This window comes from Bisbaumannia salifodinae (assembly GCF_055388505.1).
Genome location: NZ_AP043781.1, coordinates 1,959,207 through 1,980,141 on the forward strand (window position 1 = coordinate 1,959,207; position 20,935 = coordinate 1,980,141).

A 20,935-nucleotide genomic window follows, 5' to 3' on the forward strand; every position below is an offset into this window, starting at 1 on the left:
CGATCATGAGTGACCCGCATCCCCCATCGTCTCGAACCGCCGAGGCCGCCCGGGGCCTGGTCGCCGACTGGGCGGCGGAGCGGCGTGTCTTCGCCATGCCCTGGGACAAGGCGATGATCTGGCTGTTTATCCTCAGCGACATCTTTATCTTCGCCTGCTTCCTGGTGGGCTATATGACGCTGCGCATCGCCGCCACCGACCCCTGGCCCAATGCCAGCGAGGTGTTCGCCCTGAGCCTGGGGGGGGAGCCGATTCCGCTGCTGCTGATCGCCATCATGACCTTCGTGCTGATCAGCAGCAGCGGCACCATGGCCCTGGCGGTGAAGTCCGCCCACGAGGGGCGGCGCGGGATGACCGCGTGTCTGCTGGGGCTGACGGCCCTGCTGGGGCTGACCTTCCTGGGCATGCAGGCCTTCGAGTGGACCAAGCTGATCGAGGAGGGGGTACGCCCCTGGGGCAATCCCTGGGGCGCGGCCCAGTTCGGCGCCAGCTTCTTCCTGATCACCGGCTTCCATGGTACCCACGTGACCTTCGGGGTGCTGTTCCTGGTGATCATGACGATCAAGGTGATGCAGGGCTCATTGGCCGAGCGACGGCCGGGCTTCATGACCCGACGGCGGGGCCGTTATGCCATGGTGGAGTCCCTGGGGCTCTACTGGCACTTCGTCGATCTGGTCTGGGTGTTTATCTTCGCGTTCTTCTATCTCTGGTAGCGGGAGGTCGTCATGAACGAGCCGGTACGGGGCGCGCATCCTCCACTGCGGGCCTACCTCTGGGTATGGCTGGCGCTGTTTGTCCTCAGCGTGCTCTCCTACGGGGTGGACTACGTCGGCCTGGAGGGCTATCTCAAGTGGTTCCTGATCACCGCCTTTATGCTGCTCAAGGCGGGGCTGATCATGGCGGTCTTCATGCACCTGGCCTGGGAGCGGCTGGCCATCGTCATCACGGTGCTGCTGCCGCCGGGGGTCCTGCTCTTCCTGGCGGGGCTGATGGCCCTGGAGTCCCACTACACCCTGCTCAGTCGGCTGCGCTTCTTCCTCTTCTGAGCCTCGCCCCAAGCTTTTGAAAAAAATCGCAAATCAGGGGTTTTCATTTGCCGGTAAGCTGGGTAATATACGCCTCGTTCTCGGGGCACACGAAGCGCCGGAAACGAGTCGGAGCGTGGCGCAGCTTGGTAGCGCGCTGCAATGGGGTTGCAGAGGTCGCAGGTTCGAATCCTGTCGCTCCGACCATGAATACCAAGAGAAACGCCCGCTTACCCAACCCGGTAGGCGGGCGTTTTTCGTTGTTGTTCGGCTGCGGGGTGCGGCCGGTGACGAAAGGGAGGAATCATGCCGATTGTCGTGGGGATGAGTGTGCTCCTGGGCTGCCAGTTGGCCGGTGAGCTGCTGGCTCGGGGCCTGGCGCTGCCGATACCGGGGCCGGTGATCGGCATGGCGCTGTTGCTGCTGGGCCTGCTGGTGCTGGGCCGGGTGCCCGAGGGGCTGCGTCGCACCGGGGAAGGCTTGCTGCGCCATCTGACCCTGCTGTTCGTGCCGGCGGGGGTGGGCATGATGGTGCATTTCGAGCTGATCCGCGCCGATCTCTGGCCGCTGCTGGTGACCCTGGTGCTTTCCACCGCGATTACCCTGGCGGTGACCGCCAAGGTGATGGCCTGGCTGAGTCGCCGCCGGGACGAGGAGGGGGCATGATGCTTGCCGACCTCGACCGCCTCTGGGTCTATCTCGCCGGCCAGCCCCTGCTGGCGCTGTTGGCGACCCTGCTGGCCTTCCTACTGGCCAGTCGTATCAACCGCTGGCTGGGGGGAACGCCCCTGGTGCATCCGGTGATCCTGGCCATCGTCTTGTTGATCGCCTTCCTGCTGTTGGCGGATATCGATTACGCCACCTATTTCGAGGGGGCCCAATTTATTCACTTCCTGCTGGGGCCGGCCACCGTGGCCCTGGCGATTCCCCTTTATGATCATCGCGAACGCATCCGGCGGCGCCTGGTGCCGATCCTGGTGGGGTGTCTGACCGGCATCGTCACCGCGGTGGCTTCCACCCTGGGGATCGCCATGCTGCTGGGGGCCAGCCGCGAGTCGCTACTGAGCCTGGCGCCGCGCTCGGTGACCTCACCCATCGCCATGGGGGTGGCCGAGCAACTGGGGGGCATTCCCGCCCTGGCGGCGGGCCTGGTGCTGTTGACCGGCTCCATCGGCTGCGCCCTGGCGCCGTGGATCTTCCGTGCCCTGCGTATCGAGGACCCGGAGACCCGGGGCTTTGCCATGGGACTGGCCGCCCACGGCTTCGGCACGGCTCATAGCTTCGCTCAGTATGGCGCCCTGGCCGGAGCCTTCTCGGGACTCGCCATGGGCCTGACCGGGCTGTTGACCGCCTTTATCCTGCCGCTGGTGGCTCGCCTGCTGGGCCTCTGATCCCGTGATCGAATGTCTTTCAACGCAACGGGGCGCCCCAGAGGGCGCCCCGTTGCACAGTCAATTCGGGGCTTACAGCTCTTCCCAGACCTGCTGGCGAAAGTCATCGGGTAGTTGGCTGACCCGGTGCAGGCGCTTGAACTGGGCGTCGGCCATCTCCTGAACCAGCCCCTGGTAGCACTCGCCGAGGGCCTGGGGATCGGCCTCCCGGTTGAGGCAGTGGGCCCAGCGCTGCTGCATATCGGCGCAGGCGCCAAGAAACTCCAACTCGGCCTGCACGGCTTCGCCGGCGCTGGCCATCCAGGCCATCTGCAGGCGCGCCATAGGGGTGGAGCCGTCCATCCAGTGGTGGAGCCACCACTGCATCAGCGGCTGGCTCGGGGCTAGGGGGGCGGTGGAGCGTGCGGCTTGGGGCATGGGGCTAACCTCCGTGAGTGAAAGGCGTGGGCAAACTCTTTTAGTATAGTCGGCTCCTCCGGCGTTGAATCCCGCGCCGGCAGCTTTCCTTGTCCTAGGGCAAGGTAAAAGGGTAGCAGCTGGGGAGAAGCGATGATGTGGCAGGTCATCAAGTCGGTGCTGGCGGCCTTCTTCGGCGTTCAGAAGGAGCGCCAGCGACGGCGCGATTTCGAGGGCGGACGGCCCGCCGACTTTATTCTGGTGGGGCTGCTCGTCGCCGGGGGGCTGGTGATCCTGGTGGCCGTCGTTGCGGTGCTGGCCGCCCGTTGAAGCTTGCGTTTTCAATTGAGCGCGGTGCTCCTGCTGGGGCGCCGCGTCTTCGGTTGAGTGCTGCGTCTTCGGTTGAGTGCCGCGTTTTCGATTGAGGGCTGTGCTTTCAATTGAGCGCTGTGTTTTCGATTGAGGGCTGCGTTGATGGCTGCGTTTAGGAAGCCATGCCCTCCCGGGCGGGCGGCCGCGGGATCTTTCCTATACTCCTTCCAGACTTGGCTAATATTGAGTCCGGCGATAGTTCGTCAGGGACCCATAACAACGAAGGAGGCGCCGATGTCCAGGAGGTTCGCTTGGTTGTCGGGGAGTGGCGTGGTGGGACTGAGCGCTCAGGCACAGGCCGATGGCTGGAATATGCCGCTGGGGGTCACCGACATCAGCCGCGAGATCTACTCCCTGCATATGATCATCTTCTGGATTTGCGTGGTGATCGGTCTGGTGGTCTTCGGCGTGATGTTCTATTCACTGTTCCGCTATCGCCGCTCTCGTCACCCCAAGGCGGCCAATTTCCACGAGCACACCACCGTGGAGGTGATCTGGACCACGCTGCCGCTGCTGATCCTGGTCGGCATGGCGGTGCCGGCCACGGCCACCCTGAAAAGCATGTACGACGCTTCCGATGCCGAGCTGGATGTCATGGTGACCGGCCAGCAGTGGCGCTGGCGCTATGAATACCTGGGGGAGGAGGTGGCCTTCACCTCCAGTCTCAGCACCCCCCGGGCACAGATCCGCGGCGAGGAAGAGCGCGGCGAGACCTATCTCCTGGATGTGGACAATCCCCTGGTGCTACCCATCAATCGCAAGGTGCGTTTCCTGTTCACCTCCGATGATGTCATCCACTCCTGGTGGGTGCCGGACCTGGCGGTGAAGCAGGATACCGTGCCCGGCTTCGTCAACGAGAACTGGGTACGCATCAACGAGCCCGGCATCTATCGCGGCCAGTGTGCCGAGTTGTGCGGCCTGGATCATGGCTTTATGCCTGTCGTGGTGCATGCCATGGAAGAAGCGGCGTTCGATGCCTGGCTCGCCGAGCGCCGCGACGAGGCGGCCCAGGAGGCCCTCGGGGTGGATCGCGACTGGGCCCTGGAGGAGCTGATGGCCCGCGGTGAGGAGGTCTATGGGGCCATTTGCATCTCCTGCCACCAGGCCGAGGGGCAGGGCATGCCCCCCACCTTCCCGGCACTGGCCGGCAACCCCCGCCTGCTTGACGATCTGGAGTGGCAGCTCAGCACCGTGATCAATGGTGTCTCCGGCACCGCCATGCCGGCCTTTCGCAGCACCCTCAACCCGGTGGAGCTGGCGGCGGTGGTGACCTTCACCCGGAATGCCTGGGGCAATGATACCGGTGATGTGGTGCAGCCCTCACAGGTCGCCGAGCGACTGGCCCGCTGATCGGGTCCGATCGCCCGGCCGATCCACGACAAGAACCAGGGAGAACTCCGATGGCATCGAAGCTGCCCAAGCCCCCCTTCGAGCATAGCGCCGGCGGCGCCGGGCTCGCCGCCGACACTCACGCCACCCCACCGAAGGGGATCCTGCGTTGGTTGCTGACCACCAATCACAAGGAGATCGGCAGCCTCTACCTGATCTTCTCGCTGATCATGTTCTTTATCGGCGGCATCTTCGCCCTGGTGGTGCGCCTGGAACTGTTCCAGCCGGGGCTGCAGTTCGTCGATCCCGAATTCTTCAACCAGATGACCACCCTGCATGGCCTGATCATGGTCTTCGCCGCGGTGATGCCGGCCTTCACCGGCCTGGCCAACTGGATGATCCCCCTGCAGATCGGGGCCCCGGACATGGCCCTGCCGCGGCTCAACAACTTCAGTTTCTGGCTGTTGCCGGTGGCCTTTACCCTGCTGCTCTCCACTCTGCTGATGCCGGGGGGCGGGCCCAACTTCGGCTGGACCTTCTATGCGCCGCTCTCCACCACCTATGCGCCGCCGTCGACCACCTTCTTTATCCTCGGCATGCACCTGGCCGGGATCAGCTCGATCCTGGGGGCGATCAATATCATCGCCACCATCCTCAATCTGCGCGCCCCGGGGATGCGCATGATGGACATGCCGCTGTTCGTCTGGACCTGGCTGATCACCGCCTTCCTGCTGATCGCGGTGATGCCGGTGCTGGCCGGGGTGATCACCATGATGCTGCTGGATATCAACTTCGGCACCAGCTTCTTCGATGCCGCCGGCGGCGGCGACCCGGTGCTCTTCCAGCACCTGTTCTGGTTCTTCGGGCACCCCGAGGTCTACATCATGATCCTGCCGGCCTTCGGCATCGTCTCGGCGATCATTCCCACCTTCGCCCGCAAGCCGCTGTTCGGCTACGCCTCCATGGTGTATGCCACCGCCTCCATCGCCATCCTCTCCTTCCTGGTCTGGGCGCACCATATGTTCGTGGTGGGGCTGCCGCTGGTGGCCGAGCTCTTCTTCATGTACACCACCATGCTGATCGCGGTGCCCACCGGCGTGAAGGTGTTCAACTGGATCACTACCCTGTTCCAGGGCTCCATCACCTTCGAGACCCCCATGTTGTTCGCCCTGGCCTTCGTGGTGTTGTTTACCATCGGTGGCTTCTCGGGGCTGATGCTGGCCATCGCCCCGGCGGACTTCCAGTACCACGACACCTACTTCGTGGTGGCCCATTTCCACTATGTGCTGGTGCCCGGGGCGATCTTCTCGATCATGGCCGGGGCCTACTACTGGCTGCCCAAGTGGACCGGCCACTATCCCAGCGAGGTGCTGGGGCGTTGGCACTTCTGGCTGTCGGTGATCGGCGTCAACCTGACCTTCTTTCCCATGCACTTCTCGGGGCTGGCGGGCATGCCGCGACGGATTCCCGACTATGCCTTGCAGTTCGCCGACTTCAACCTGGTGTCGAGCCTGGGGGCCTTCCTGTTCGGGCTCTCCCAGTTGCTCTTCGTAGCGGTGATCGTCAAGTGCGTGAGGGGCGGCGAGAAGGCGCCGGCCAAGGCCTGGGAAGGGGCCCAGGACCTGGAGTGGAGCGTGCCCAGTCCGGCGCCGTTGCACACCTTCGAGACGCCGCCCCATGTGATCCCTCAGCCCCACCCCTGAACAGGCGGCGGGGAATCCCGCCGGGAGGTCTCGATGAGTCCGGTACAACGCACGGTGAGCCGTACCCTGGTGGTCCTGGTGGCGATGTTCGGCTTTGCCTTCGCCCTGGTGCCCCTCTATGACGTCTTCTGCCGCCTCACCGGGCTCAACGGCAAGGTGGATACCAGCGCCCAGGCCTTGATGCATGAGGCGGTGGACGACTCCCGCTATGTGACCGTGCAACTGGTAACCCGCAGCGGTTCCGGGCTGCCCTGGCGGCTGGAGGTGGCGCAGCGGCAATTGCGGATGCATCCCGGCCAGGTCGTGGAGGTGGATTTCACCTTCGTCAATCAGAGCGAGACTCCCCAATGGGGACGGGCGGTGCCCAGCGTCTCGCCCTCCAATGCCAATCGCCATCTGCGCAAGGTGAGCTGCTTCTGCTTCGAGGAGCAGCGCCTGGCGGCGGGCGAACGCCTGGAGGTGCCCCTGGTGTTCCAACTGACCCGGGACCTGCCCGCGGAGGTCCATACGGTGACCCTGGTCTATACCCTGTATCCGGTAGAGCCCGGGGCCCTGGCCCTGACGCCCCGGGCTCCTGACGCCCTGGATGCGATCTAGTGATGGAGGTGACGCATGAGCGGTGGTAGCTACTATGTTCCGGCGACCAGTAAGTGGCCGATCCTCGGGTCCCTGGCTCTGGGGGTGATGATGATCGGCGCCGGCCTGGTGATGGTGCATGGCCGGGGCGGCCCGGTACTGGCGCTGGGCATCCTGGCGGTGATCGCGGTGATGGCGCTGTGGTTCCGGGACGTGGTGCGGGAATCCCGGCAGGGGCTCTATGACGAGCAGATGGATCGCTCCTTCCGCTGGGGGATGGGCTGGTTCATCTTCTCCGAGGTGATGTTCTTCGCCGCCTTCTTCGGGGCGCTCTTCTATGTGCGCACCTTCGCCCTGCCATGGCTCGACGGGGAGGGGGCCAAGGGGGTGGCGGCGCTGCTGTGGCCCGACTTCAGCGCCCAGTGGCCCTTGCTCAACCCGCCGGACGCTTCGGTTTCCGGGCCCGATGCCGTGCTCAGCCCCTGGCAGCTGCCGCTGGTCAATACCCTCTTCCTGGTCACCTCCAGCATCACTCTGACCGTGGCCCATGAGGCCCTCAAGGAGGGCTACCGGCGTACCTGCCGCAACTGGCTGGCGGGCACCGTCTTTCTCGGGGTGTGCTTTATCCTCGTGCAGGGCTTCGAGTACTACGAGGCCTATGCCCACTACGGCCTGACCCTGGATGCCGGCATCTACGGCGGGCTCTTCTTCCTGTTGACCGGCTTCCACGGGATGCACGTCACCGTGGGGGCCATCATCCTGTCGGTAATGCTGGTGCGCATCCAGCGGGACCACTTCAGCGGCGACGACCACTTCGGCTTCGAGGCCGCCGCCTGGTACTGGCACTTCGTGGACGTGGTCTGGGTGGGGCTCTTCCTGTTCGTCTATGTCTTCTAGGCAGGGGCTCGAGGCTTTTAACCGGCCAGGCCGCCGTAGTGGAAGCCATAGAAGAGCAGCGCCAGCAGCACCACGGCACAGGCCACCCGTAACTTGAGCGAGATCAGCAGGCGCCGGGAGGCGCCGCCGTCGCGCAGCAGGAAGCCGGCGCCGGTGGCGAGGCTGGCCAGCATGATCAGAAAGACCAGGGCGATGGCGAATTTCAGCATGGGAGACTCCGTGGGATCGATGCATCACAGTTCAAGGAAGCCGCGCCGTGCTGTCAAGCAGAGGCTATGGTGGGTCTTCTGGCTCCCGCTGGTGCTGCTGGGCTTCGTCCTGGGCGTCTGGCAGTGGCAACGGGCCGAGGCCAAGACGGCCTATCTGGCGGCCCGCGAGGCGGCCCCGGCGGTCGTCGACCCGCAGGAGGCCCCGATGGAGGGGGCCCAAGTGACCCTGAGTGGCGAGTTTCTCGCCGAGGAGACCCTGTTCCTCGATAACCGGGTGCACGACGCCCGGGTCGGGGTGGCGGTGCTGACGCCCCTGGTGGACGCCGAGGGGCGCCGCTGGCTGGTGCAGCGGGGCTTCGAGGCCACCGGGCCCTATCGTGTCGACCCCGAGGTGGTTAGCCCCGAGGGCCGGGTGACCCTGAGCGGTACCTGGCAGGCGGCAGGCGACGGTGGCCTGCTGCTGGGCCCCAACCGGGAGGGGCGGCGCCTGCAGACCATCGATCTTACCGCCTGGCCGGAGGGCTTCGCCTTCGCCGGCTGGCTCCACCAGGAGACGGGCGAGGGTGCCTATGCCGCCTGGTGGCGCCCCAGTGTGATGCCCCCCAGCCGCCACCTCGGTTATGCCGTGCAATGGTGGGGGCTGGCACTGGCCGCCCTGGTCATCATGCTGCTGGGGGGCCGGCGGCGGGCCCGCGTTTCCTCGCCGATCGGCGATTCCGCTTCATCCGTCGGAGAGCTGCCATGATGACTCGTCCACGCCACTCCCGCCTCAAGCTGCTGCTGCTGATGGCGCTGTTCGCCGCTCCCCTACTCAGCGCCTGGGCCATGGTCACCTGGCGGGTCGGCATCCCCGAGGGGCGTACCGCCCATGGGCAGCTGGCCCCCGAGCTGCCGGCCCTGGCCGACTGGCCTCTGGAGGAGCCCATGACGGCATCCGAGCACTGGGTATTGGCCTTCGACTGCCGTGGCGATTGCGCCGCGGAGGCGGATCGCTGGTGGCGGTTGCACCGGGCGCTGGGGCGCGAGGCGCCGCGGCTCGAGCGGCTGCGCATCGTCGCCGCGGAGGCGATGCCGGGCCAGGCGGCACTGCCCGGGGAGCGGCTGGCCAGTTGGCGTTCGCCGCCGGCCTGGGGCGAGCCGGGCGCGCTCTGGTTGCTTTCCCCGCAGGGCGAGGTGGTGCTGGGGTATTCTCCCGGCGCGCCGCTGCGGGACGTGATGGATGATCTCCAGCACCTGCTGAAGGTCAACCCGGAGCGGGGGGCGTCGTCGAATTGAGCGGCTGCCTTCAACGCGGGTCGCGACGTATGCTGGATGCCATCACAACGACAGCACGAGGGCGCGCCATGACCGAACGCCGACTCCGCCTGCTCAAGTGGCTTAGCCTGCTGGGGACCCTGGCAACCCTGGGGGTGATCCTGATCGGGGCCTGGACCCGCTTGGTGGATGCCGGCCTCGGCTGCCCCGACTGGCCGGGCTGCTATGGTCGCCTGGTGGTGCCCGACGGTGCCACCGCCGCCGCCCATACCCCGGAGGCGCCCCTGGAGGCCTTCAAGGCCTGGGTCGAGATGGTCCACCGCTATGTGGCTTCGGCCCTGGGGCTGCTGGTGTTGACCCTGGTGGGGCTGGGCTGGCGGTGGCGGCGCCGGGCCGATTATCCCTGGCGCCTTTCCCTGGCCCTGCTGGGTCTGATCCTGGTACAGGGGAGCTTCGGCGCCTTCACCGTCACCCTCAAGCTGTGGCCCCAGGTGGTCACCCTGCATCTGCTGGGGGGCATCGGGGTGCTGCTGCTCTTCCTGTGGTTGCACCTTCGGCTGCGGGAACTGGCCGCGGCGAGCCGCCCTCCGAGCCGCCGGCGGCTCTCGCCGCTCTGGGGGCTGGCGGCCGCGCTGCTGGTGGGGCAACTGGCCCTCGGCGGCTGGGTCTCCAGCAACTATGCCGGCATCGCCTGCCAGGGCTTTCCGACCTGCAATGGCCAGTGGTGGCCCGCCACCGACTGGAGCGAAGGCTTCCACCTGACCCAGACGGTGGGCCCCAACTACCTGCATGGCCAGTTGCATGCGGATGCCCGCACTGCGATTCACTTTGGTCACCGTCTCGGCGCCCTGGCGCTGGGCCTGGGCCTGCTGCTGCTGACCTGGCGGGAGTGGCGCCGGCCCGGCCTGCGCCCGTATCTGGTGGGGCTCCTGGGGGCCTATGCCGGCCAGTTCGTCCTGGGGGTGGCCAATGTGCTCTGGTGGCTGCCCCTGGGGCTGGCCCTGGCGCATACCGCCGGGGCGCTGGCGCTGGTGTTGACGCTGGCGCTGGGGGCCTGGCGGGCGAGTCGGGTCGGAATCTCACGGCAAGCGAGTCACGAGGAGGTGGCCCATGCGTAATGCACTGATGGTGACCGGGAGCCTCGACCACCTTGGCGGGCAGTGGCGGGACCTGTTGACGCTGTGCAAGCCGCGGGTGGTGCTGGTGATGCTGGTCTGCGCCCTGGTGGGCATGGCGCTCGCCACGCCGGCGTTGCCGCCACCGCTGGCGGTGTTCCATGGCCTGGTGGGGATCGGCCTGGCGGCCGGCGGGGCGGCCGCCTACAACCATGTGCTGGATCGCAAGCTGGATGCGCTGATGGCGCGTACCGCGCGCCGGCCCCTGGCCACCCGGCGGCTGCCGACGCCTCTGGCCCTGGCCTGGGCGACCCTGCTCTCGGTGGCCGGCATCGGCCTGCTGCTGTGGCAGGTCAATGCCCTGACCGCCTGGCTGACCCTGGCCTCGCTGATCGGCTATGCGCTGATCTACACCGCCTTCCTCAAGCGTGCCACGCCGCAGAATATCGTGATCGGCGGGGTGGCGGGGGCGGCGCCCCCCTTGCTGGGCTGGACTGCAATCACCGGTAGCCTGGGGCCCGAGCCGTTGCTGCTGATGCTGATCATCTTCGCCTGGACCCCGCCGCACTTCTGGGCCCTGGCCATTCACAAGCGCGACGAATATGCCCGGGCCGGGGTGCCCATGCTGCCGGTGACCCATGGCGAGGCCTTCACCCGGTTGCAGGTCTGGCTGTATGGCTGGCTGACGGTGGTGGTGACCCTGTTGCCCTTCGTGATCGGCATGAGCGGGGCCGTCTACCTGGTGGGGGTGATGGTCCTCAACCTGCGCTTCATGATGTGGAACTTCCGGGTCTGGCGTGGCCAGGACCCCCGGGCGCCCCTGGCCGCCTTCTGGTTCTCGATTCGCTATATTCTCGGCGTCTTCGGGGTGCTGTTGCTCGATCACTATGCCACCGCGCTGCCCTGGTAGGCGGCGCGCTTCCCCGAACGCCAGACGCCGCCCTCGGGCGGCGTCTGGCGTCTGGCGAGCGGGACGCTACCAGAACCAGCCGACCAGCAGGTAGGCCATCAGGGTCACCACCAGGGTGCTCATCACATTGAGCATGAAACCGGCGCGGATCATCGACTGGATCTTCATATGGCCGGTGGCGAAGACGATGGCGTTGGGCGGGGTTGCCACCGGCATCATGAAGGCGCAGCTGGCGGCGATGGCGGCGGGCACCGTGATCAGCAGTGGCGACACGTCCAGCGACAGCGCCAGGGCACCCAGTAGCGGCAGGAAGGCGGCGGCGGTAGCGGTATTGGAGGTGACTTCGGTGAGGAAGATGATCACCAGCACCACGATGCCCACCAGGGCCAGCAGCGGCAGCACGCCGAACAGCGAGAGCTGCTCGGCGATCCATTCGGCGAGCCCCGACTGGCTGATGGCGCCGGCCAGGGCCAGGCCGCCGCCGAACAGCAGCAGGATGCCCCAGGGCAGGGCCTTGGCAGCCTCCCAGTCCAGCAGGCGCTCGCCGCCGCCGCGACCGCTGGGAATCAGGAACAGCAGCAACCCCGCGGCGATGGCGATACCGGTATCGCTGAGCCAGTCGAGCCCCAGGTCATTGAGCAGCGGTCGTGATACCCAGGCCAGGGCGGCCAGCAGGAAGACGATGCCCACCCGGCGCTCCGCGGAGGTCAGGGCGCCCAGTCGGGTCAGCTCATCGCGGATCATCCGGCCGTTGTCGTCGCCCTGGCGCAGGTCGAAGCCGCCGCGGCTCAGCCACCACCAGGCCAGCAGCATCATCACCGCGCTGATCGGCAGGCCGGTCACCATCCATTGGGCGAAGCCCACGTCGATGCCCCGGGACTCGGCCAGGTAGCCGGCCAGCAGCGCATTGGGCGGGGTGCCGATCAGGGTGGCCACGCCGCCGATGCTGGCGGAATAGGCGATGGCCAGCAGCAGGGCGGTGGCATAGCGCGCCAATGCCTCGGGGGCATTGTCCTTGCCCAGCAGGCTGACCACCGACATGCCGATGGGCAGCATCATGATGGCGGTGGCGGTATTCGAGACCCACATGCTGAGAAAGCCGGTCGCCAGCATGAAACCGGCGATCTGCCGTCGTGGCTGGTGTCCCACCACCCGCAGCACATGCAGGGCGATGCGCCGATGCAGCTCCCAGCGCTGCATGGCGATACCCAGCAGGAAGCCGCCCAGGAAGAGATAGATGATGGGGTTGGCATAGCTGCCGCTGACCTGGCCCATGGGCGCGATGCCCAGCGCCGGCACCAGCAGCAGCGGCAGCAGAGAGGTGGCGGGGATCGGAATCGCCTCCGTGGACCACCAGGTGGCCATCAGCAGGCCCAGGCCGGCGCACAGCCAGGCACTCTCGCTCATGCCGGCCGGTGCGGGTAGCAGCAGGGTGATCAGCAGCCAGGCCGGGCCCAGCCAGAGGCCGATACGGGCGGCCGGGCCGGGGGGCTGGAGATTCGCGGGGGGAGGGGAGGATGGTGTCTCCTGGGCGCTGGCCATGGCATATCCTTATATGAGCTGGCGAATTGGCCGCATTGTACGAGCCGGCCCCGGCCACCGCCAGGGCAGCCATCGGCGCTGGCGGATAGGCTTGGCGAGCGCGGATCTTGCCGGTAACGGCATCAGCCGTTAGGGTAGCGGCTCGACAACGGAGGAGTGCCCATGGCATCCAGTGAATGGCCGCCCCGGCAGGCGCTGCGAGCGCTCTGCGAGCGAGCCGGTGAGGCGATCCTGGCGGTACGCGAGACGGGCGACTGGGAGCAACGCGAGAAGGCCGATGCCAGCCCGGTCACCGCCGCCGATCAGGCCGCCCACGCCTGCCTGATGGCGGGGCTGGCGGCCCTGACCCCGGAAGTGCCGGTGCTCTCCGAGGAGGCGGTGGTGCCCTGGGAAGAGCGCCGCGGCTGGACGTGTTACTGGCTGGTGGATCCCCTGGATGGGACCCGGGAATTTATCGAAGGCTACGATGACTTCACCGTCAACCTGGCCCTGGTCGAGGCGGGCCGGGTTCGCTATGGCGTGGTCCATGCGCCGGTGGCCGGCACGACCTGGGAAGGTGGCGAGGGGCTGGGAGCCTGGCGCTGGCAGGCCGGTCGCGGCCAGGCAATCGCGGTGGCGCCCCAGTGGCCGCCACGGGGGGTGGCCAGCCGGGCCCATCTGGATTCGCGTACCCAGGCCTGGTTGCGGCGCTTCCCCGAGGCTCGGCTGGTGCGCTGCGGTAGCTCGGTAAAGTTCTGCCGCATCGCCGAGGGGGCGGCGGACCTCTATCCGCGCTTCGCGCCCACCAGCGAGTGGGACACCGCCGCCGCCCAGGCGGTGTTGGAGGGTGCCGGGGGCGCCGTGCTGGATGCCCGGACGCTGATGCCCCTTCGCTATAATGCCGGCGAATCGCTGCGCAACCCTGACTTTATCGCCTGTGCCGACGCCCTGGGGCCATGGCGTGAGATGGCGAAATAATCGTTCGTTAATGATATTTTGTACAGGTTTTGTATCGTCAAGGTGGTGGCCCGGGCCTAAGGAAACGCTGCATAAATCCCGCCGCAGCTGCCTGGCAGCCAACGGCGGGGTAGAATCTGACCTTCCTATCACCGTCTGACAGAGCCAACTGATGAAGCAGATCTCGTTCGCCCAGGCTGAGCACCAGAACAAGAAGAAGGTCACCCGCCGAGAGCGGTTCCTGGCGCAGATGGATGCTCTGGTGCCATGGCAGCGGCTGATCGAGGCGCTGTCGCCGTCCTACTTCCCGAACTCGGCGGGCAAGCGGGGTCGGCCGCCCATCGGCCTGGAGCGCATGCTGCGCATCTATTTCCTTCAACAGTGGTATGCCCTCGCCGACGAGGCACTGGAAGACGCCATCTACGACAGCCAGGCCATGCGCGACTTCATCGGTATCGACCTGGCTGTCGAGAGCGTGCCGGATGCGACCACGTTGCTGCGTTTCCGCCACCTGTTGGAGCAGCATGCGCTGACCCAACGGATCTTCGAGGAGATCAACGCCAGCCTGGCCGAACAGGGCCTGTTCATGCGCGAGGGTACCATCGTCGACGCCACTATCGTGGCGGCCGCACCCTCCACCAAGAATAAGGCCAAGCAGCGTGATCCGGAGATGAAGCAGACCAAGAAGGGCAACCAATGGTTTTTCGGTATGAAGGCCCATATCGGCGTCGATGCGGTCACCGGACTGACTCACAGTGTCGCCGCCACCTCGGCCAATGTCGCCGATGTCACCATGGCAGGCACCCTGGTCCGCGATGATGATAAACGGGTATACGGCGATGCCGGTTACCTCGGCATGTGGAAATACCTGGACGAGGAAAAGGATGCCCCGGACTCCCGGTGCTGTGTCGCCGCCAAACGCGGCACCATCAAGAAGATGGAAGACAGTCCCATGAAAACGCTGCTGCTGGAATTCGAGAAGGCCAAGGCCAGCATCCGCGCCAAGGTCGAGCATCCGTTTCATGTCATCAAGAACCTCTTCGGTTACCGGAAAGTTCGCTACAAGGGACTGGCCAAGAACCAGGCGCAGCTGTTCACCCTGTTCGCCCTCGGCAATCTGGTGCTGACTGGACGATGCCAAGGCCATGCTGGCGGGGCCAGTGCGCCTTGAATCTGGCATGGCAGCCGAATAGCAAGGCTGCCAAGCCGTAGAGGCCACTCCATGGTGGCCTGAAACAAGCTGCTGGAGCAGAAAAATCGTTCTCGGGCAGCTTCACAGACCGGATGCTGAATTGTTCAGCGATTCCCTAAGGGGCGCCATCGACTAGAGAGGTTCTTCCCATGAGTACATCCCTGGCCCTCGGCCTGCTCGCTCTCGCGCTGATCATTCTCGCCGGCCTGTCGGGCTATGCCTGGAGCCTGTGGCGCGAGGTCAAGCGGCGGAAAGCCTTTCGCGCCGACGAGCTTCGTCGTGCCCACGAGCAGTGTCTGGAAGGGCTGGATGCGGTGGCCAGGGCGATGCTGAGCGAGCAGGTGGATATCACCGAGGGGGCCTTGCGTTGCAAGGTGATGCTGGAAATCATCGATTCCCGATTGATCGAGCGGGAGGACTTTCGGGTCTTCGGGGAAGTGCATGCCCGGACCGCTCATTTGCATACCCACTCGGCCCGTCAGGCCCTTTCTCCTCGTGAGCGTTTCAAGGAAGACAAGGAGCGCCTGGCCGTGGAAGATGAGCTGAAGGCGTCGGCCTTGGCCGCCGCCAAGGCGGTTTTGGTGTTCAAGCAGCGTTGGCCACGAAGCTTGCACTGAATGCGCATCGCCACTTGGCAGCCCAGGGGCGTCATGAGATGATAAAACATGCGTATAAGCACTGGCCGATTTAGTGTCGATGTGTTTACTTTGCAAAGGAATGCTGCGTGGTTGCGGCTTCCCTTTTCGGATTCTCGTCACTGTTTTCGGGAATTCGTTTTGTGCGTCACGTGACGACTAGCACTGCGTCAAAGAAGGAGTCTTACATGAAAAAATCAACGACTGGTCTGCTGCTCGGTTCCGCCCTGGCCCTCGGCCTCTCCGGCTGTGCCTCCTCCGGCAGCAATCCGAGCGCCTCCGATCGCGCCTGGTACCAGGAACCCCTGGTCTGTGGTATCGCCGGCGGCCTGATCGGTGGCAGCATCGGTTACGCCACCAGCAGCGACTCCGACGAGGATACCGGGGTCGCCGTCGGTTCCACCGCCGGGGCCACCATCGGTGCCCTGCTGTGTGCCGATCACTCCCCGGAGCCGGTGGCCGAGCCGGCCCCGATGCCGGAGCCCGCGCCGGAACCCGAAGTGCCGGAATTCGAGCCGGTGGTGCTGTCCAGCGAAGTCAACTTCGCCTTCGACTCCTCCGAGCTGACCCCGGCCGCCCGCCACACCCTGGACGACGTGGCTCGCCGCCTGACCGAAAACGAGCGTAGCCAGGATATTCGCGTGCATATCGCCGGCCACACCGACTCCAGGGGGTCCGATCAGTACAACCTGGGTCTGTCCCAGCGTCGTGCCGACTCGGTGCGTGATTACCTGATCTCCCGCGGCGTCGCAGGCAACCGTCTGGTGGCCCGTGGCTTCGGCGAAGAGCGTCCGGTGGCCAGCAACGAGACCGACGCCGGCCGCGCCGAGAACCGTCGCGTCGAGCTGGATGTGCTGAACTAAGCACACCGCTCTCGCCATGATCTCAGGGGTGCCCTCGGGCACCCCTGTTTCGTTCGGTGTCGATGGCACAAGGCCATCTCGATCTGCTAAAGTTCTTTCCCTTCGTGTCCTCGGTGCCGCCGGTAATTGCCGGTCGGTCGTCGCCCATGGTGGGGGCGCCCCGATGACCCGAACGCACCCCCATTCTCTCGACCTGCGACACGTGAGCCCTGGTATGGCCCACCACTGCGCGTTAAGGAACTGTAATGCCCATCGTTACTCTGCCCGACGGCACCCAGAAGTCCTTCGATGCCCCCCTCTCGGTGATGGAGCTCGCCGAATCCATCGGCCCCGGCCTGGCCAAGGCCTGTGTGGCCGGCAAGATCGACGGCGTCGCCGTGGATGCCGCCGATGTGATCGACCGTGATGCCGAGGTGGCCATTCTCACCGCCCGCGATCCCGAAGGGCTCGAGGTGATTCGCCACTCCTGCGCCCACCTGATCGGGCATGCCGTCAAGCAGCTCTATCCCGAGGCCAAGATGGCCATCGGCCCGGTGATCGACGACGGCTTCTATTACGACGTGGATTTCGGCCGCTCGGTGACCCCGGAGGACCTCGAGGCCATCGAGAAGCGCATGAAGGCGCTGATCGACACGGACTACGATGTGGTTCGCGAGTACGTGGATCGCGACAAGGCGATGCTCACCTTCCTGCATCGCGACGAGCCCTACAAGGAGGAGATCGTCCGCGAGATTCCCGAGGGCGAGACCATCCGCCTCTATCACCACGAAGAATATACCGACATGTGTCGTGGGCCCCATGTGCCCAATACCCGGCACCTCAAGGCCTTCAAGCTGACCAAGCTGGCCGGCGCCTACTGGCGGGGCGACGCCTCCAAGCCGATGCTGACCCGTATCTACGGCACCGCCTGGGGCGACAAGAAGGCGCTCAAGGCCTACCTCAAGCGTATCGAGGAGGCCGAGAAGCGCGATCATCGCAAGCTGGCGCGCAAGCTCGACCTGTTCCACATGCAGGAAGAGGCACCGGGCATGGTCTTCTGGCACCCGCGTGGCTGGACGATGTGGCAGGTGGTCGAGCAGTACATGCGTCAGGTCTACAAGGATGGCGGATACCAGGAGATCCGCTGTCCCCAGGTCATGGATGTCTCGCTGTGGAAGAAGTCCGGCCACTGGGACAACTATGCCGATGGCATGTTCTTCACCGAATCGGAAAAGCATGAGTATGCGCTCAAGCCGATGAACTGCCCCGGACACGTGCAGGTGTTCAATTCCGGATTGAGAAGCTACCGCGAGCTGCCGGTGCGTTATGGCGAGTTTGGCGGCTGCCATCGCAATGAGCCCTCCGGTGCACTGCACGGTATCATGCGGGTGCGCGCCTTCACCCAGGACGATGGTCATGTCTTCTGCACCGAGGAGCAGGTCGAGTCGGAGGTCACCCGTTTTCACCGCCAGGCACAGCAGGTGTATGGTGACTTCGGATTCGACGAGATTGCCGTGAAGCTGGCCCTGCGTCCGGACAAGCGCCTGGGCGAGGACGAGACCTGGGATCGCGCCGAGGATGCCCTGCGCAGCGCCCTGACGGCCTGTGACGTCGAGTGGGAGGAGTTGCCGGGCGAGGGCGCCTTCTATGGCCCCAAGATCGAGTATCATATGCGCGACTGCCTGGGGCGCGAGTGGCAGGTCGGCACCATGCAGGTCGACTTCATGATGCCCACGCGACTGGGCGCCCAGTATGTCACCGAAGAAGGCGATCGGCGTGCCCCGGTGATGCTGCATCGGGCCATCGTCGGGTCGATGGAGCGATTCATCGGCATCCTGATCGAGCACTATGCCGGGGCCATGCCGCTGTGGCTGGCGCCCCAGCAGGTGGCGATCCTCAATATCACCGATGCCCAGCGTGACTATGCGCTCGATCTCGAGCAGCGCCTGCAGAAAATCGGCGCCCGGGCCAAGGCGGACTTGAGGAACGAGAAGATCGGCTTTAAAATCCGTGAGCATACGTTGCAGAAGGTTCCCTACCTCTTGGTGGTGGGGGATAAGGAAGTCGAATCCGACGCTGTTGCCGTGCGTACCCGCAGTGGCGAGGATCTCGGCAGCATAAAGGTCGATGACCTGCTCGCTCGGCTGACCGCCGAGGGGTTATAATGACAACGTCACTCAGAACGGAGATTTAGCGATCAAGCGTAATAATCAGCGAGGGCGCGTCCAGGACAAGCGTCCGCCCATGAACGAGCGTATCACCGAAGACCAGGTTCGCCTCATCGATGCCGATGGCGAACAGCTGGGCATCGTCTCCACCCAGGAAGCCCTGGAGAAGGCCGAAGCCGCGGGTCTCGACCTCGTACAGATCTCCAATGCCGACCCCATCGTCTGCAAGATCATGGATTACGGCAAGTTCGTCTTCGAGCAGAAGAAGCAGAAGGCGGCACAGAAGAAGAAGACCAAGCAGATCCAGGTCAAAGAGGTCAAGTTCCGACCCGGCACCGACGAGGGTGACTATCAGGTCAAGCTGAAGAACCTGACCCGTTTCCTCGAAGGGGGCGACAAGGGCAAGGTGACCCTGCGTTTCCGGGGCCGTGAGATGGCCCACCAGGACATCGGCCGCAAGCTGATGGAACGGATCGCCGCCGATCTCGAGGAGATCGGTAGCGTGGAGTCCTTCCCGAAGATGGAAGGGCGCCAGATGATCATGATTCTTGCCCCCAAGAAGAAGTGATCGTCGACAAGAAGTGATCCACAGGCAAGCTAACGGGCCCTCGCTTCCCCCGGGAGGCGAGGGTCGGCCTTGGGTTTTATGAAAAATTTCGAGCGGAGTTCTCCCTCATGCCGAAGATCAAGAGCAACAGCGGCGCGGCCAAGCGCTTCAAGAAGACTGCCAACGGCTTCAAGCACAAGCAGTCCTTCCGTAGCCACATCCTGACCAAGAAGTCCACCAAGCGTAAGCGTCAGCTGCGTGGGATGAAGCAGATCCACGACGCCGACAAGGCCCTGATTCAGCGCATGCTGCCGAATCTGTAAGCCTTTTGGTCGACCATTTTTAACGTCAGGAGAAAGCCATGACTCGTGTCAAGCGTGGTGTCGTCGCACGTCGCCGTCACAAGAAGATTCTGAAGCAGGCCAAGGGTTACTACGGTGCCCGTTCGCGGGTCTTCCGCGTCGCCAAGCAGGCCGTCATCAAGGCCGGTCAGTACGCCTATCGCGACCGTCGTCAGCGCAAGCGTCAGTTCCGTGCCCTGTGGATCGCGCGTATCAACGCCGCTTCCCGTCAGAACGGCCTGTCCTACAGCCGCTTCATCGCCGGCCTCAAGCAGGCAGGCATCGAGATCGACCGTAAGGTGCTGGCCGATCTCGCGGTTCACGAAAAAGCCGCCTTTGCCGCCATCGTCGAGAAGGCCAAGGCTGCCCAGTAAGTGAGACCGACCCACAGGAAGGTCCCGCCTTATTGGTGGGGCGTTCCTGCGAAGGTTCCAGGGGAAGAGCAGCCGCTCTTCCCCTGTTTTTTTATCTGACCGCCATGGGGGCCGATTCCGTGGCGGCACATTCGGAGCGCAACGGATGGATCATCTTCCCACTCTGGTCGCCGAGGCCCGCCGCGCCATCGAGCAGGCCGATACTGTCCAGGCCCTGGATGAGGTGCGGGTGCACTACCTGGGCAAGAAGGGTGAGATCACCGCCCTGCTCAAGGGCCTCGGCAAGCTCTCCGCCGAGGAGCGTCCGGCGGCGGGCGAACGCATCAACCAGGCCAAGCAGGAGCTCGCCGGCGAGCTGGAGTCGCGCAAGGCGAGTCTGGAGAAGGCCGCCCTGGAGGCGCGCCTGGCGGCGGAGCGCCTGGACGTGACCCTGCCCGGGCGTGGCCAGCCCCAGGGCAGCCTGCATCCGGTGACCCGCACCCTGGAGCGCATCGAGGGGCTCTTCACCCGCATCGGCTATGACGTGGCCGTGGGGCCGGAGATCGAAGACGATTACCATAACTTCGAGGCCCTCAATATCCCCGCTCACCACCCGGCCCGGGGCATGGCGGATACCTTCTACTTCGATGCCACCCGGCTGCTGCGCACCCATACCTCGCCGGTGCAGGTGCGCACCATGAAGGAGGGCAAGCTGCCCATCCGCATCGTCTGCCCGGGGCGGGTCTATCGCAGCGACTCGGACCTGACCCATACCCCCATGTTCCATCAGGTGGAAGGGCTGCTGGTGGACGAGGACGTCAGCTTCGCCGACCTCAAGGGCACCATCGAGGACTTCCTCCACGCCTTCTTCGAGCGGGACGACCTCTCGGTGCGCTTCCGGCCCTCCTACTTTCCCTTCACCGAGCCCTCCGCCGAGGTGGATATCCAGTGCGTGATGTGCAGTGGCGAGGGCTGCCGGGTGTGTGGCCACAGCGGCTGGCTGGAGGTGATGGGCTGCGGCATGGTGCACCCGGAGGTGTTCCGTCACTCGGGCATCGACGCCGAGCGTTACACCGGCTTCGCCTTCGGCATGGGCGCCGAGCGCCTGGCCATGCTGCGCTACGGGGTCAACGACCTGCGGCTGTTCTTCGACAACGACCTGCGCTTCCTGCGCCAGTTCGCCTGATAACCCGGACCGCTCA

The 20,935-nt window shown here is 65.3% G+C and carries 25 protein-coding genes and 1 tRNA gene; 23 read left to right on the forward strand and 3 right to left on the reverse strand.

The genetic code is table 11. The annotated features are described in order from the left end of the window. Positions 1-5: 5 nt before the first annotated feature. From ACZ5EF_RS08815 to ACZ5EF_RS08835, 5 genes are all read left to right on the forward strand, one after another. Positions 6-713 carry a cytochrome c oxidase subunit 3 gene (locus ACZ5EF_RS08815; RefSeq protein ID WP_346060474.1) on the forward strand — a complete coding sequence of 236 codons (708 nt, stop codon included), beginning with the start codon at positions 6-8 and terminating at the stop codon, positions 711-713. Positions 714-725: 12 nt separating this feature from the next. Further along, the gene (locus tag ACZ5EF_RS08820; RefSeq protein WP_346060473.1) at positions 726-1,046 is read left to right on the forward strand and encodes a cytochrome C oxidase subunit IV family protein; all 321 of its coding nucleotides are present in this window, start codon (positions 726-728) and stop codon (positions 1,044-1,046) included. Between the two features lie 109 nt (positions 1,047-1,155). Next, positions 1,156-1,232 (forward strand) — tRNA-Pro (locus tag ACZ5EF_RS08825). A 99-nt stretch (positions 1,233-1,331) separates the two neighbouring features. Next, complete coding sequence (locus ACZ5EF_RS08830; RefSeq protein ID WP_346060472.1) at positions 1,332-1,691, forward strand: CidA/LrgA family protein; 360 nt, start codon at positions 1,332-1,334, stop codon at positions 1,689-1,691. Then, a complete protein-coding gene (locus ACZ5EF_RS08835) occupies positions 1,688-2,416 on the forward strand; it encodes an LrgB family protein (protein WP_346060471.1) in 729 nt (242 codons plus the stop codon). The genes ACZ5EF_RS08830 and ACZ5EF_RS08835 overlap by 4 nt, the downstream gene beginning before the upstream one ends. Before the next feature lie 72 nt (positions 2,417-2,488). Here ACZ5EF_RS08835 and ACZ5EF_RS08840 read toward each other — a convergent pair whose 3' ends face one another. Beyond that, positions 2,489-2,833 (reverse strand): hypothetical protein, encoded by a 345-nt coding sequence (locus tag ACZ5EF_RS08840; protein WP_346060470.1) that lies wholly within the window; start codon positions 2,831-2,833, stop codon positions 2,489-2,491. A gap of 132 nt (positions 2,834-2,965) precedes the next feature. Here ACZ5EF_RS08840 and ACZ5EF_RS08845 point away from each other — a divergent pair, with 132 nt between their 5' ends. The 5 genes from ACZ5EF_RS08845 to ACZ5EF_RS08865 all read left to right on the forward strand — a co-directional run bounded on the left by ACZ5EF_RS08845 (position 2,966) and on the right by ACZ5EF_RS08865 (position 7,689). Beyond that, positions 2,966-3,142, forward strand: coding sequence for a DUF2970 domain-containing protein (locus ACZ5EF_RS08845; RefSeq protein ID WP_346060469.1), 177 nt, complete (start codon positions 2,966-2,968; stop codon positions 3,140-3,142). Positions 3,143-3,418: 276 nt separating this feature from the next. Next, positions 3,419-4,534, forward strand: coding sequence for a cytochrome c oxidase subunit II (gene coxB, locus ACZ5EF_RS08850; RefSeq protein ID WP_346060468.1), 1,116 nt, complete (start codon positions 3,419-3,421; stop codon positions 4,532-4,534). A gap of 50 nt (positions 4,535-4,584) precedes the next feature. After that, complete coding sequence (ctaD, locus tag ACZ5EF_RS08855; RefSeq protein WP_346060467.1) at positions 4,585-6,216, forward strand: cytochrome c oxidase subunit I; 1,632 nt, start codon at positions 4,585-4,587, stop codon at positions 6,214-6,216. Between the two features lie 33 nt (positions 6,217-6,249). Continuing rightward, a complete protein-coding gene (locus ACZ5EF_RS08860; RefSeq protein ID WP_346060466.1) occupies positions 6,250-6,813 on the forward strand; it encodes a cytochrome c oxidase assembly protein in 564 nt (187 codons plus the stop codon). 15 nt (positions 6,814-6,828) lie between these two features. Continuing rightward, on the forward strand, positions 6,829-7,689 hold the full coding sequence (locus tag ACZ5EF_RS08865; RefSeq protein ID WP_346060465.1) for a cytochrome c oxidase subunit 3: 861 nt from the start codon (positions 6,829-6,831) through the stop codon (positions 7,687-7,689). A 17-nt stretch (positions 7,690-7,706) separates the two neighbouring features. Here ACZ5EF_RS08865 and ACZ5EF_RS08870 read toward each other — a convergent pair whose 3' ends face one another. Continuing rightward, positions 7,707-7,898, reverse strand: a complete 192-nt coding sequence (locus tag ACZ5EF_RS08870; RefSeq protein ID WP_346060464.1) for a DUF2909 family protein — start codon at positions 7,896-7,898, stop codon at positions 7,707-7,709. A 19-nt stretch (positions 7,899-7,917) separates the two neighbouring features. Between ACZ5EF_RS08870 and ACZ5EF_RS08875 the strand changes: the two genes are divergently transcribed. The 4 genes from ACZ5EF_RS08875 to cyoE all read left to right on the forward strand — a co-directional run bounded on the left by ACZ5EF_RS08875 (position 7,918) and on the right by cyoE (position 11,177). Next, positions 7,918-8,643 carry an SURF1 family protein gene (locus ACZ5EF_RS08875; protein WP_346060674.1) on the forward strand — a complete coding sequence of 242 codons (726 nt, stop codon included), beginning with the start codon at positions 7,918-7,920 and terminating at the stop codon, positions 8,641-8,643. Continuing rightward, positions 8,640-9,173: a hypothetical protein gene (locus ACZ5EF_RS08880; RefSeq protein WP_346060463.1), complete on the forward strand. Its 534-nt coding sequence runs from the start codon at positions 8,640-8,642 to the stop codon at positions 9,171-9,173. The genes ACZ5EF_RS08875 and ACZ5EF_RS08880 overlap by 4 nt, the downstream gene beginning before the upstream one ends. Positions 9,174-9,241: 68 nt before the next feature. After that, the gene (locus ACZ5EF_RS08885; protein WP_346060462.1) at positions 9,242-10,270 is read left to right on the forward strand and encodes a COX15/CtaA family protein; all 1,029 of its coding nucleotides are present in this window, start codon (positions 9,242-9,244) and stop codon (positions 10,268-10,270) included. Beyond that, positions 10,263-11,177 (forward strand): heme o synthase, encoded by a 915-nt coding sequence (cyoE, locus tag ACZ5EF_RS08890; RefSeq protein WP_346060461.1) that lies wholly within the window; start codon positions 10,263-10,265, stop codon positions 11,175-11,177. Before ACZ5EF_RS08885 ends, cyoE begins: the two co-directional genes overlap by 8 nt. A gap of 66 nt (positions 11,178-11,243) precedes the next feature. Here the strand turns inward: cyoE and ACZ5EF_RS08895 are convergent, their stop codons facing one another. Then, positions 11,244-12,719, reverse strand: coding sequence for an SLC13 family permease (locus tag ACZ5EF_RS08895; RefSeq protein WP_346060460.1), 1,476 nt, complete (start codon positions 12,717-12,719; stop codon positions 11,244-11,246). 162 nt (positions 12,720-12,881) lie between these two features. Here ACZ5EF_RS08895 and cysQ point away from each other — a divergent pair, with 162 nt between their 5' ends. The 9 genes from cysQ (at position 12,882) to pheS (ending at position 20,919) form a co-directional block, all read left to right on the forward strand. Beyond that, a complete protein-coding gene (cysQ, locus tag ACZ5EF_RS08900) occupies positions 12,882-13,676 on the forward strand; it encodes a 3'(2'),5'-bisphosphate nucleotidase CysQ (RefSeq protein WP_346060459.1) in 795 nt (264 codons plus the stop codon). Positions 13,677-13,827: 151 nt separating this feature from the next. Then, positions 13,828-14,826 (forward strand): IS5 family transposase, encoded by a 999-nt coding sequence (locus ACZ5EF_RS08905; protein WP_346060458.1) that lies wholly within the window; start codon positions 13,828-13,830, stop codon positions 14,824-14,826. Positions 14,827-14,996: 170 nt separating this feature from the next. Next, a complete protein-coding gene (locus ACZ5EF_RS08910; RefSeq protein ID WP_346060457.1) occupies positions 14,997-15,464 on the forward strand; it encodes a DUF2489 domain-containing protein in 468 nt (155 codons plus the stop codon). Between the two features lie 206 nt (positions 15,465-15,670). After that, a complete protein-coding gene (locus ACZ5EF_RS08915) occupies positions 15,671-16,345 on the forward strand; it encodes an OmpA family protein (protein WP_346060456.1) in 675 nt (224 codons plus the stop codon). A gap of 245 nt (positions 16,346-16,590) precedes the next feature. Beyond that, entirely contained in the window at positions 16,591-18,489 is a 1,899-nt protein-coding gene (gene thrS / locus ACZ5EF_RS08920; protein ID WP_346060455.1) for a threonine--tRNA ligase, read from the forward strand. Positions 18,490-18,568: 79 nt separating this feature from the next. Beyond that, on the forward strand, positions 18,569-19,060 hold the full coding sequence (infC, locus tag ACZ5EF_RS08925) for a translation initiation factor IF-3 (RefSeq protein WP_146801076.1): 492 nt from the start codon (positions 18,569-18,571) through the stop codon (positions 19,058-19,060). Positions 19,061-19,167: 107 nt separating this feature from the next. Next, positions 19,168-19,362 (forward strand): 50S ribosomal protein L35, encoded by a 195-nt coding sequence (rpmI, locus tag ACZ5EF_RS08930; protein ID WP_089725334.1) that lies wholly within the window; start codon positions 19,168-19,170, stop codon positions 19,360-19,362. 38 nt (positions 19,363-19,400) lie between these two features. Further along, positions 19,401-19,754: a 50S ribosomal protein L20 gene (gene rplT / locus ACZ5EF_RS08935; RefSeq protein ID WP_346060454.1), complete on the forward strand. Its 354-nt coding sequence runs from the start codon at positions 19,401-19,403 to the stop codon at positions 19,752-19,754. Positions 19,755-19,899: 145 nt separating this feature from the next. Next, positions 19,900-20,919: a phenylalanine--tRNA ligase subunit alpha gene (gene pheS / locus ACZ5EF_RS08940; protein WP_346060453.1), complete on the forward strand. Its 1,020-nt coding sequence runs from the start codon at positions 19,900-19,902 to the stop codon at positions 20,917-20,919. Positions 20,920-20,935: the final 16 nt, after the last annotated feature.